Origin of the sequence: Janthinobacterium kumbetense (assembly GCF_023703445.1) — a bacterium.
Lineage (GTDB): Bacteria > Pseudomonadota > Gammaproteobacteria > Burkholderiales > Burkholderiaceae_D > Janthinobacterium > Janthinobacterium kumbetense.
Genome location: NZ_JAMQGR010000002.1, coordinates 504624 through 517068, shown reverse-complemented (window position 1 = coordinate 517068; position 12445 = coordinate 504624). Strand labels below are relative to the sequence as shown.

Here is a 12445-nt window from a genome sequence, read left to right as displayed (position 1 = left end):
GCAGGCTTTTTTTTATCCGGAGCCCCCATGACCTCGTTGACCTTCCTCCCCGCCGTGCGCCGTTTCAGCCTGGCCTTACTGCTGGGCACCACCGCCTTGACCGCCTTGGCCGTGCCGATTGCCGACATGCGCCTGGAAGACTTGCTGCCGATGGCGCCCGATTTCAAGACGGAATTGAAGCTCAATGCGAATCAGACCACCTTGTGGCAGCAGGTGGAAGGGAAATCGCGTCAATTGTTGCGCGAACGCAAGGCGCGCCGCGAACGCCTGCAAGCGGGCGTGGCGCAGGGTTTGCAGGCGCCCCGGCTGGAGCTGCGCGACCTGCTCGCCGGCCTGGACATGGAAAGCACGCAGAGCCTGGCCGAGGAAAAGCAGCTGCGCGAATGGTGGCTGAGCGTCAACGATGCCCTGGACGAGAACCAGCGCCAGATGGTGGCCCAGTTCATCGCCGGCCAGATGGCGCGCGTGATGGACGCCGCCATGCCCCGCAGCGAGTCGCGCGGCGCGCCCGGTGGCGAGCACGGCGGGCGCAAGGGTGGTGGCAAGGGGGGCATGGGCGGCGCGGGCGTGAGCATGGGCAGCGGGGGCGCCGGTATCACCTTGCCCGGCAACTGAGGGTAAGCAGGGGGCAAGCGCGGGGGGCAAGCAAGGGGCAAGGATGGCCAAAAGGCATGCTTGCGTGCTACATTCCTGCAGCGCCTGGCGCGGCAGGCTATCCGCCCGAAGCTATCCGCCCGGTCTTTTTGACATGCCCCATAAGGACAATCCGTGAATCGCTATCTCTTGAGCAGTCTGACCCTGACCCTGTTGGCTGCGTTTGCCCATGCCGCCGAACCCGCATCCGCCGTTGCCGCCCCGACCGTGGCACCTTCCGCACCTGCCGCCGCCGGCGTCGTTTCCGGCATCGATGTGCAGTACATCGACCCCGCCGTGCGCGTGCAGGACGATTTCTTTACCCATTTGAATGGCAAGTGGCTGGCCACGGCCGAGATTCCTGCCGACAAGTCGAGCTGGGGTTCGTTCGCCAAGCTGCGCGATGACACCACGCCACAGTTGCGCGGCATCATCGAAGCCACGCAAAAGGACAAGAACAGGAAAGCCGGTTCCGAAGCGCAGAAAATCAGCGACCTGTACGCCAGCTACATGGATGAAGTCAAGCTCGAGGCGCTGGGCACGAAGCCGCTGGCCGGCGAACTGAACCGCATCCGCTCGCTGCGCGACAAGAAGGGCGTGCCCGCCCTGATCGCCCACCTGAGCCAGACGGGCGTGGCCACGCCGTACGCCGTCTACGTGGGCCAGGATGCCCGTGCTTCGACGAAATATGCGGCCTACGTGAGCCAAAGCGGCCTGGGCATGCCGGACCGCGACTACTACCTGGAAGCCAAGCAGGCTGGCGTCAAAGAAAAATACCAGGCGCACGTGGAAAAAATGCTGGCCATGGCCGGCGACAAGAATGCCGCCGCCCGCGCCAAGGCTGTCGTGGCACTGGAAACGGCCCTGGCCGAAGTGCAATGGACCAAGGTCGAGAACCGCGACCCCGTCAAACGCTACAACAAGACCGACATCAACAAGCTGAACGGGCTGACTCCTGGCTACGACCTGAAGTCCGGCCTGGCCGCGCTGGGCATCGCCAACAAGGTCGATTACGTGATCGTCAACCAGCCGAGCTACCTGGCCGGCTACAACAAGGTGCTGGCGTCAAGCGACCTGGACACCCTGAAAGCGTATTTCGAATGGCAGTTGCTGCGCAGCTATGCCAGCTACCTGTCGAAAAACTTCGTCGATGAAAGCTTTGCCTTCTACGGCACGGTACTCAGCGGCGTGACGGAAAACCAGCCGCGCTGGAAGCGTGGCGTGGGCGCCGTCGAAGGCGTGCTGGGCGAAGCCGTCGGCAAACTGTACGTGGCGCAATACTTCCCGGCAGAACGCAAGGCGCACATGCAGGAACTGGTGAAAAACGTGCTGGCCGCCTACAAGGACAGCATCGACACCCTGGACTGGATGAGCCCGGAAACCAAGAAGGAAGCGCAAGCCAAGCTGGCCAAGTTCACGCCGAAGATCGCGTATCCGAACAAATGGCGCGATTACACGAAGCTGCAAATCGTCCAGGGCGACCTGGTGGGCAACATGATGCGCGCCGCCAACTTCGGCTCCGCGCGCCAGGTGGCCAAGCTGGGCAAGCCGATCGACCGCGAAGAGTGGGGCATGACGCCGCAGACGGTGAACGCCTATTACAGCTCGACGATGAATGAAATCGTCTTCCCGGCCTCCATCCTGCAGCCGCCGTTCTTCGACGCCAACGCGGACGACGCCGTCAACTATGGCGCCATCGGCGCCGTCATCGGCCATGAAATCAGCCACGGCTTTGACGACAAGGGCAGCCAGTCCGATGGCGACGGCAACCTGCGCGACTGGTGGACCCCGGCCGACCGCAAGAATTTCGCCGCCAAGGCCGACGCGCTGACCAAGCAATATGACGGTTACAGCCCATTGCCTGGCTACCACGTCAACGGCGCCCTGACCCTGGGCGAGAACATCGCCGACAACTCGGGCGTGGCGATCGCCTACAAGGCCTATAAAATCTCGCTGGGCGGCAAGCCTGCACCCGTGCTCGACGGCTTGACGGGCGACCAGCGCTTCTACATGGGCTTTGGCCAGGTGTGGCGCAGCAAGATGCGTGAAGCGCAGCAGATCGTGCAGATCAAGACCGACCCCCATTCGCCGGGCCAGTACCGCGCCAATGGCACCATGGTCAACCAGCCTGGCTTCTACGAAGCATTTGGCGTGAAACCGGGCGACAAGATGTACGTTGCGCCGGAAAACCGCGTCATCATCTGGTAAGCGCATGCGCGTCGTCGTGAAAAACGTACTACTGTAACAACAGAAAAGGCCACCTAGCGTGGTCTTTTTTGCATTCCGGTCAAAGTTCTTTCTGTCGTTTCGGCCGGTATGCTACAGTCAAAAACCGGGCCAGAAGCCCTGGGCCTTCTGACCCTTATATTCCACACAATACAATATAGAGGACAACCGTGAATCGTTATTTGTTAAGTGCATTGACCCTGAGCTTGCTGGCCGGCGTGTCCGGCATGGCTGGCGCCGCTGATACGGCCAAGAAAGCCGCCGCCGCTCCCGCCACGGCTGTCGCCGCCGCCACGGCTGTCGCCGCCGCCGCGCTGACGTCCGGCATCGCCGTCGAATACGTCGACCCTGCCGTGCGCGCGCAGGACGACCTGTTCCAGCACCTGAATGGCAAATGGCTGGCGGAAACGGTCATTCCTGCCGACAAGTCGAGCTGGGGCAGCTTTGCCAAGCTGGCTGACGATACGCAAACGCAGCTGCGCGGCATCGTCGAAGGCGCCGCCGCCGACAAGGCCCGCGCGGCCGGTTCGAATGCCCAGAAAATCGGCGATTTTTATAACAGCTTCATGGATGAAGCCAAGCTGGAAAGCCTGGGTCTGACACCGTTGAACGCGGAGCTGGCGAAGATCGCCGCGCTGCAGGACAAGGCGGAATTGCCGGCCGTAATCGCCCACTTCAGCAAGCTGGGCGTGACTTCGCCTTACGACTTCGGCATCCACCAGGACGCCAAGGATTCCACCAAATACGTGGCCGACATCGTGCAAAGCGGCCTGGGCTTGCCTGACCGCGATTACTACCTGGAAGCAGGCAAGGCCGATACGCGCGCCAAATACCTGGCCCACGTGGAGAAAATGCTCAGCCTGGCCGGCGACGCGAACGCTGCCGCGAATGCGAAAGCCATCCTGGCCCTGGAAACAGAGCTGGCCAAGGCGCAATGGAGCAATGTGCAGAACCGCGACCCCGTCAAGACCTACAACAAGGTGGAACTGGCGAAACTGGCCGCCGTGGCGCCAGGCTACGACTGGGCCCGCTACCTGAAGGACACGGGCATCGCCGGCAAGGTCAATTACGTGATCGTCAGCCAGCCCAGCTATCTGAAGGGTTTTGCCGAGATCGCCAACAAGACGCCGCTGGAAACGTGGAAAGCCTACTTCCAGTGGCACTTGCTGCACGCCAACGCCGGCTACCTGCCGAAAGCGTATGTCGATGAAAACTTCGCGTTTTATGGCACCACCCTGACGGGCGTGACGGAAATGCGTCCGCGCTGGAAACGCGGCGTGGGCGCCGTCGAAGGCGCGCTGGGCGAAGCCGTAGGCCAACTGTACGTGGAGCAATATTTCCCGGCCGAGCGCAAGGTACGCATGGAAGCGCTGGTGAAAAACCTGATGACGGCCTATCAGCAAAGCATCGACAAGCTCGACTGGATGAGCCCCGTCACCAAGAAACAGGCGCAGATCAAGCTGTCCAAGTTCACCACCAAGATCGGCTATCCGAACAAATGGCGCGATTACTCGGGCCTGACGGTGGCGTCGGACGATTTGATCGGCAACATCCAGCGTTCGCACTTGCTCAACTACAACCGCGAATTGAACAAGCTGGGCCAGCCTATCGACCGCGACGAGTGGGGCATGACGCCGCAGACCGTGAATGCTTATTACAACCCGGAACTGAATGAAATCGTCTTCCCGGCCGCCATCCTGCAAGCGCCGTTCTTCGACGCCAACGCGGACGACGCCGTCAACTACGGCGCCATCGGCGGCGTGATCGGCCATGAAATCAGCCACGGCTTCGACGACCAGGGCGCCCAGTACGACGGCGACGGCAACTTGCGCGACTGGTGGACCAAGGCCGACCATAAAAACTTCGCCAAGAAAACCAAGCAGCTGGTGGCGCAGTACAACAGCTTCAGCCCCGTCAAGGGCCACTTCGTCAACGGCGAACTGACCCTGGGCGAGAACATCGCCGACAATTCCGGCGTGGCGATCGCGTATAAAGCGTACAAATTGTCGCTCAATGGCAAGAAAGCCCCCGTCATCGACGGTTTCACGGGCGAGCAGCGCTTCTATGCGGGCTTTGCCCAGGTTTGGCGCATGAAGATGCGCGAAGCGCAGCAACTGGTCTTGCTGAAAACGGACCCGCACTCGCCAGGCCAGTTCCGCGCCAACGGCACCATGCGCAACCAGCCCGGCTTCTACCAGGCGTTTGACGTGAAACCGGGCGACAAGATGTATCTGCCACCGAAAGACCGCGTCATCATGTGGTAAGACGCTAGTCCGAGGCATAAGTTGCCAGCCGCCCCGCGCAAGCCGGGCGGCTTTTTTACGCCGTGTGATCTGGCGCAAACGATGGGTAAAAAAAACCGCCCTGGCGGGCGGTTCCTGGAAACGGGTGTGACGCTGCTTACTTGGCCGGTTCCGCGGCTGGTGCGGCAGCGCCGTCAGCGGCAGCGGCTGGTGCCGGCACTTCCGGTTCCTTGAACTTGCCGCCCGACGCATTGGCGATGTAGACGACGGCGCGCGCCACTTCCACATCGTCGAGGTCGGGATTGCCGCCCTTGGCCGGCATCGCGCGCAAGCCTTCGATGGCGTGTTTCAGGACCGTATCGTAGCCCTGGGCCAGGCGTGCCGACCAGCCGCCCGCATCGCCAAACTTCGGCGCACCGGCCACGCCGGCGCCATGGCAAGCCACGCAGGTCGCCGTGTAGACGGCTTCGCCGCTTTGCAGCACTTTCGGACCGCTGGCATCCTTGAAGGTAAAGCCGGCATTGGCAACCGGACTCAAGCGCTCGGCAATGGCTTCCGGCGACTGGCTGTCCGTACCGGCGCCCGTCAGTTTTTGCGCCGTGACGAACTGCACCAGCAGGATGATGCCGATGACGGTGATGAGGAAGAAGCCAGCTACGGCGGCAAGCAATTGTTTAGGCGTTTTGATCGCTGATTGTTGTTCGTTATGTGCGTCGCTCATGATGTCCTTAGTCCAGATTTGAAACTGATGGCCGTGTAAGGTAGCATTTTTACATGCCTGGATGTAAACCTTTATGAAACCCACAATTATAGGCACAAAAATTGAGCAGTGACATGCAATTGCCAGCGATACGACAGTTTCCGTAGACGTAGGTAAAGAAAAACGGTATCCTTCGCATCACTTCAGAAATTCCCCCTACGCGGCTGTAGCTCAGTGGATAGAGTATTGGCCTCCGAAGCCAAGGGTCGTGGGTTCGATCCCCGCCAGCCGCACCAAGATGTCCCCGTTGTTTCCTCCATTATTTCCCCCTCTGTTCGCAGTTGATGGGTTCCCCTGTGTCTGTTCGCCTTGCCGTTCTGGCTTCGTGTCGTGCTTGTCCGTGCACAAATTGTTATACTATTTTGGTTGCGTTTATTGCGTTTGACTCGTAAGCTTGAACGGGAAGTAGGGAGGAATACCATGTCGAATGTGATTGACCGTCTGGAAAATAAAGAAGACCTGGAACTGGCGAAAGCGGCGCAGCGTTGCTTGGTCAGTGCGCTAGATCATTCGCGTGCCGTGCAGATTGCCATTCTGGAAGAGGGTGCGCAGGACTTGGGCGACGCCCCCTTGCTGCGCTTGCCGCCGAATGTATTGCGCCTGTTTGCCGATGTGTTAGGCACCTTGGCGCAAGGGAAGGCCGTGACGGTCATGCCCAAGGAGCTCGATGTGACGACCCAGGAAGCGGCCATGTATTTGAATATGTCACGGCCGTATCTGGTGCGCTTGCTTGAAGCGGGGAAAATTCCCCATCATAAGGTGGGTACGCACCGCCGGCTGCGCTTTGAGGATGTGGTGCAGTACAAGGATGAGCGCAAACGGCGTTCGCAACAGGCCTTGCAAGCCTTGGCAGATCAGGCGCAGGAGCTTGAACTGGGGGACTGATGGCCGGATACTACCGTTACACTGCCGTCCTCGATGCCTGTGTGTTATATCCGGCACCCTTGCGCGATCTATTGCTGAGTTTGGCGGCGGACGGTATCTTCAGCGCACGCTGGACAGCGCAGATACAGGAGGAGTGGCAACGCAACTTGCTGCTCAAGCGGCCTGATCTCGACCCTTCGGCGTTGGCGCGCACCAGCGCGCTGATGGCCGAGGCAGTGGAGGATGGCGTGATCGAAGCGTACGAATACCTGATCGATACCTTGATCTTGCCCGATCCGGACGACCGGTACGTTCTGGCGGCTGCTATCGTGGGACATGCTGATGCCATCGTCACCTTCAATCTCAAGGATTTCCCGGACGCGCTCATGCGCGGGCACAACATTGAAGTCTTGCACCCGGATGATTTTCTGGTGGCCCAGTATGAATTGGCCCCCACACGCATGCTTGCTGTCGTCAAGGAAAATCGGGCACGATTGCGCAAACCGCCCAGATCCTCAGCCGAATTGATTGCCACTTACGAAGCGCAAGGCTTGCCCCAGTTGAGCAAGTTGCTGCGCTCCGCCATGGCTTCGCTATAACGTGGCGCGTTACTTCAGCAATTTCAGCAACGCCTGCGCCGCCGCCTCCGATGAGGCCGGATTCTGCCCGGTGATCAAGATGCCGTCCGTCAGCACATATGGCGCCCAGTCCGCGCCCTTCGAGTAGATGCCGCCGTTATCCTTGAGCATGTCTTCCACCAAGAAGGGCACGACTTTCGTCAGGCCCACGGCGTCTTCTTCCGTATTCGTGAAACCCGTCACCTGCTTGCCCTTCACCAGCGGCTGGCCATCGCCGCCTTTGACGTGGCGCAAGACGCCGGGGGCGTGGCAGACGGCGGCGACGGGCTTGCCGGCTGACTGCAGCGCTGCGATGAGGGCGATCGAGTCCCGGTCTTCGGCCAAGTCCCACAGGGGGCCGTGGCCGCCCGGATAGAACACGGCGTCATGGTCGGCCGCTTTCACGCTGGACAGCAGGACGGTGGAAGCGAGCGCGGCCTGGGCGGCCGGATCGGCCTTGAAGCGGGCCGTGGCGGCCGTCTGCGATTCGGGGGCGTCGCTCTTCGGGTCCAGCGGCGGCTGGCCGCCCTTGGGCGAAGCCAGGGTCAGGTGCGCGCCCGCGTCTTTCAGCACGTAGTACGGGGCGGCGAATTCTTCCAGCCAGAAGCCGGTCTTGTGGCCCGTGTCGCCCAGCTGGTCGTGCGAGGTCAATACCATTAAAACGTTCATGCGAACTCCTGTGCAAGCGGTGTGGGGGGAGTGTTACGCCATCAGCTTAGTCCTGTTCGCACTTTCATGCTGCACGCCAGTGCTGCCTGTTTTTTGTGCCGGCCTTTGATGAAAACGCCCGCGACGCCCCTGCCGTTGTCCGTTTGCAACCTCCAAAGTGTTCCAGTTGCCGATATCAAAATTGATATCGAAACAGTGGAAAAATTGATTGGAGAGATTATCGCCCAGCCCCTAAGATAAACGCCGAGCATGCGAACGACATGCAAGCAGTGCAAAAATATCAATACAATATCTGGAGATTCATGATGCGCAACGCCACCGGTCCGCTCGCGGCCACTTTCCCTCGTCCATTCACCTTGAAGGCAGCCGTTGCGGCATTGGCCGGTATTGGCTTGCTGAGCACGGCTTCTGTATGGGCGCAGGAGGCGGTGGCGGCCGATGCCAGTGCCGAGCCTGCCGCGGAAGTGTCGGTCGTGACCGTCAGCGGCGTGCGCCGCTCGGCGCAAAATTCGCAGCAGATCAAGATGCGCTCGGACCAGGTCATCGATTCCATCGTCGCCGACGACATCGGCAAATTCCCTGATAACAATGTAGCCGAGACCCTGGCGCGCATTTCCGGCATCCAGATCCGCCGCGATTCGGGCGAGGCCAGTGCCGTCATGATCCGCGGCTTGCGCGATGTCACGACCTTGCTCAACGGCCGCGAACTGTTTACCACCACGGGGCGCTACGTCAACCTGGCCGACATTCCCGCCACCATGCTGCAGCGCGTCGACGTGTATAAATCGCAGGGCGCGGACCAGGTCGAAGGCGGCGTGGCCGGCATCATCGACGTGCGCACCAACCGCCCGTTCGACTTCAAGGAATTTACGGCCAGCGTGAATACGCGCGCCGTCTACAGCGACAAATCGAAAGCCACCGACCCGAACATCAGCGGCATGGTGGCGAACCGCTGGAAGACGGGCATCGGTGAAGTGGGCGCGCTGCTGGGCTTGTCGCAGCAGCAGCACCGTTACCATGAAGAACGCGCATTCAATACGGCGCCCGTGGATAAAAGTTTCCTGTCGCCCGGTTTGACGGGGCCGGACCAGGTGGGTTTGCTGCCGATCAAGGGCGACCGCCGCCGCAGCACCGCCAATGCCGTGCTGCAATGGCGTCCGAACGCCGATGTCGAGCTGTACGCGGAAGGCATGGCCACGCGCTTCCTGCTCGATGCCGAGTCCGATTACTTCGTCGGTTTGCCATGGTGGGGCACGCCCGTGTCCGCCACCAAAATTCCCGGCACCAACCAGCTGCAAACATTGACCTCGACCAACGTCAACACCATCATGTCGACGCAGGCGAACAAGAACGAGACGAAAACGCACCAGTTTGCCGTCGGCGGTTTGTGGGATATCAACCCGGAATGGCGTTTCACGTCGGAAGTGGCCAGCACCAAAAGTACCTTCAAATGGCGCAACCCCATCCTCGACGCCATCACGCAAGTGCCGAACGCCACCATCAATACCAACCAGAATGGCACCCTGCACGTCGATTACACGGGCATCGACTTGCAAGACCCGTCGAATTACTATCTGAAGGGCTTTTTCGACCGCTACGGCCAGGACCAGGGCAGTTCGAACGATGTGCGCGCCGACCTGGCCTACACGCCGAGTGCCGGCGGCATCTTCAAGGAAATCAGCGTCGGCTTGCGCGGCGTCAAGCGCGAAGCCGAATCGATCAAAAGCTATGAAGGCAATGCGGAAGCACCGGACGTGTCCGGCGCCGCATTTCCGTTCAGCCGCCAGGGCGTGACGTCGATTCCAGGCCTCAATTGCTTGTCGGAACCGATGTCCAGCGGCGGACCCGACTACGGCTTGAAGCAGTGGTACACGCCATGCGCCAGTTTCTTGCTCAATAACACGGGCACCGTGCGCCAGGCCGTCACGGGTAGCAGCGCGGCGCGCGCCATGGACCCGGGTTCGTTCTTCAAGGACACGGAAAAGACGTATTCCATCTACACCAAGGCAAAGGTCGCCTTCAAGCTGGCTGACTATCCCGTCGACGGTACTCTGGGCGTGCGCGTCGTGCGCACGGAGCAAAGCTTGCAGGGCAACAGCTCGCAGGATGGCGTCTACACGCCCGTGATCAGCGACACGGCCAGTACCGATGTGCTGCCAAGCGTGGCCCTGAAAATCAAGCTGCGCGCCGACCTGGTCGGCCGCTTTGCGGCGGGCCGCACCATCAGCCGTCCGGGTTTTGCCCAGCTGAACCCGGGCGTGGCCCTCGTCAACTCGACGGAAACGGTGAAGGCGACGGGCGCGGGCGGCAATCCGAATTTGAAACCGGTCGTGGGCGACAATGTCGACGCGGCACTGGAGTGGTATTTCGCGCCGGCCGGTTCCGTCACCGCCACCGTGTTCCACCACAAGTTCGACGGGTATATCCAGCAACGCATTTCCAGCGAAACCATTGCCGGCAAGACGTATGACGTGGACCGCCCGTACAACACGGCGGCCGGCAAGCTGCAAGGCCTGGAAATCGGCTACCAGCAGTTCTATGACGGCTTGCCTGGCATCTTGAGCGGCCTGGGCTTGCAAGCGAACGGCACCTACATGAGCGGCACCACCGACGACGAGACGGGCAGCCATGCGATCACGGGCGTGTCGCGCTACGCCTACAACCTGGTGCTGCTGTACGAAAAAGACGCCTGGTCGGGCCGCCTGGCCTACAACTGGCGCTCGAAATTCATCGACAGCTACAACCAGGGCGGCCCTGGCCTGGACTTGAAAGTGGCGCCGACGGCCCAGCTCGACGGTTCGCTGTCGTACAAGATCAACGAGCAGTTCACCGTGACCCTCGATGGGAATAACTTGCTCGACACCAAGTTCAAGGATTACTGGAACGAACCGGGCGTGTATGCGCGCGATACGCGCCGCTATGACCGCACGGTAGGTCTTTCTTTACGCTGGAAAATGTAAGTTGATCGCACAGTAAAAAATCAAGGGCGTTGCCATGGTTTCGGCCGGCAACGCCCCTGTCAGTTGGACAGTCACGCACGATTCATCATAAAAAGAATGGACGGAAAGCATGGAGACGCAAAAATTATCCACCGTTGAAAAGGTCGGCTTCGGCGCCGGCGACATGGCGCTCAATGTCGTCATTTCGTCGATGATGTTGATCATCACCTTTTTCTATACCGATATCTATGGCTTGAAAACCACGGACCTGGCCCTGCTGTTCGTGGCCGTGAAAGTCATCGGCGCCATCGCCGACCTCGTCATGGGTCAGATCACCGACCGCTACAGCTTTGCCTCGGGCCGCTACCGGCCCTACCTGCTGTGGCTGGCCGTGCCGTATGGCGTCAGCGTCTTCTTTGTCTTCAGCACGCCCGAGTGGCAGTACGACGCCAAGCTGATCTGGGCATATTCCACATATATCCTGATGACGATCATGACGGCCGGCGTGGGCATCCCGTATATTTCCCTGATCAGCGGCTTGACGAGCGACCCGCAGGACCGCCTGTCGGCCAACGGCTACCGTTTGTTCTTCGCCAAGATCGGCGCCTTCATGGTGACCATCGTCGTGCCGGTCCTGTCGCAGCGCTGGGGCGGCGGCAACCCGGCCGTCGGCTACCAGGCGGCCATGGCCGTGATGGCCGTCATGGGCGTGGCCCTGTTCCTGTTCTGCTATTTCTCCACCACCGAGCGGGTCGTGCACGTGGTGGAAAAGCAACCGTTGCTGGCACAATTGAAAGTGCTGTTGCAGAACGACCAATGGCTGGTGCTGTGCGGCGTGTGCGTCACGGGCACCATCGGCTACGTGGTGCGCGGCTCCGTCGCCATTTATTACGCGAAATACTATCTGGGCGGCAGCACGGAAACGGTGGCCGCCTTTTTGACCACGGGCGTGGTGGCCGCCATCCTGGCCATGATCGCCTCGACCTGGATCACCAAGTTCTATTGCAAAGTTAAACTGTTCCGCTACACGCAGATCGGCGTCGCGCTGATCAGCCTGGCGATCTATTTCTTTGTAAAACCGAGCGACACCGTGCTGGCCTTCGCCCTGTATTTCCTGCTGTCCTTCGTGGTGGACTTGCATGCGCCCGTGTTCTGGTCGGCCATCGCGGAAACCATCGACTATGGACAGGTGAAGACGGGCAAGCGCGTCTCCGGCTTCGCCTTTGGCGGCATTTCCGTCTGCCAGAAGGCGGGCATGGCGGTGGCGGGCGGCCTGGTGGGCGTGCTGCTCGCGTATTTCGACTACCAGCCCAACCATGAGCAAACGCAATTCGCCCTGAACGGCATCGCCCTGATGCTGTCGATCATCCCCGGCTTTTTCCACTTGCTGATGGGTTTGCTGATGTTCAAGTACCGCATCAGCGACAGCTATTACACGGGTGTCAAGGTAGAGATGCACAAGCGCGGCTACGTCGCTGCATGAGATTAATTATT

At 60.6% G+C, this 12445-nt stretch carries 9 protein-coding genes and 1 tRNA gene; 8 read left to right on the top strand and 2 right to left on the bottom strand.

Annotated elements, in window-relative coordinates:
- Positions 1-27: 27 nt before the first annotated feature.
- The 3 genes from NCG91_RS09725 to NCG91_RS09715 all read left to right on the top strand — a co-directional run bounded on the left by NCG91_RS09725 (position 28) and on the right by NCG91_RS09715 (position 5123).
- A complete protein-coding gene (locus tag NCG91_RS09725) occupies positions 28-615 on the top strand; it encodes a hypothetical protein (protein ID WP_251349509.1) in 588 nt (195 codons plus the stop codon).
- Between the two features lie 153 nt (positions 616-768).
- Positions 769-2841: a M13 family metallopeptidase gene (locus tag NCG91_RS09720; protein ID WP_251349508.1), complete on the top strand. Its 2073-nt coding sequence runs from the start codon at positions 769-771 to the stop codon at positions 2839-2841.
- Positions 2842-3029: 188 nt separating this feature from the next.
- The gene (locus NCG91_RS09715) at positions 3030-5123 is read left to right on the top strand and encodes a M13 family metallopeptidase (RefSeq protein WP_435526479.1); all 2094 of its coding nucleotides are present in this window, start codon (positions 3030-3032) and stop codon (positions 5121-5123) included.
- Between the two features lie 136 nt (positions 5124-5259).
- Here the strand turns inward: NCG91_RS09715 and NCG91_RS09710 are convergent, their stop codons facing one another.
- Positions 5260-5823 (bottom strand): c-type cytochrome, encoded by a 564-nt coding sequence (locus tag NCG91_RS09710; protein WP_070279983.1) that lies wholly within the window; start codon positions 5821-5823, stop codon positions 5260-5262.
- Between the two features lie 199 nt (positions 5824-6022).
- Here NCG91_RS09710 and NCG91_RS09705 point away from each other — a divergent pair.
- The 3 genes from NCG91_RS09705 to NCG91_RS09695 all read left to right on the top strand — a co-directional run bounded on the left by NCG91_RS09705 (position 6023) and on the right by NCG91_RS09695 (position 7325).
- A tRNA-Arg gene (locus NCG91_RS09705) sits at positions 6023-6098 on the top strand.
- A 184-nt stretch (positions 6099-6282) separates the two neighbouring features.
- Complete coding sequence (locus NCG91_RS09700; protein WP_251349507.1) at positions 6283-6747, top strand: helix-turn-helix domain-containing protein; 465 nt, start codon at positions 6283-6285, stop codon at positions 6745-6747.
- Entirely contained in the window at positions 6747-7325 is a 579-nt protein-coding gene (locus tag NCG91_RS09695) for a PIN domain-containing protein (RefSeq protein ID WP_251349506.1), read from the top strand. The genes NCG91_RS09700 and NCG91_RS09695 overlap by 1 nt, the downstream gene beginning before the upstream one ends.
- Positions 7326-7334: 9 nt before the next feature.
- Here the strand turns inward: NCG91_RS09695 and NCG91_RS09690 are convergent, their stop codons facing one another.
- Positions 7335-8012, bottom strand: coding sequence for a type 1 glutamine amidotransferase domain-containing protein (locus NCG91_RS09690; RefSeq protein WP_251349505.1), 678 nt, complete (start codon positions 8010-8012; stop codon positions 7335-7337).
- Between the two features lie 302 nt (positions 8013-8314).
- On the opposite strand from NCG91_RS09690, the gene NCG91_RS09685 reads away from it, so the two are divergent.
- On the top strand, positions 8315-10972 hold the full coding sequence (locus NCG91_RS09685) for a TonB-dependent receptor (protein ID WP_251349504.1): 2658 nt from the start codon (positions 8315-8317) through the stop codon (positions 10970-10972).
- 109 nt (positions 10973-11081) lie between these two features.
- Positions 11082-12434, top strand: a complete 1353-nt coding sequence (locus NCG91_RS09680; protein WP_251349503.1) for an MFS transporter — start codon at positions 11082-11084, stop codon at positions 12432-12434.
- The last annotated feature ends 11 nt before the right edge of the window (positions 12435-12445 follow it).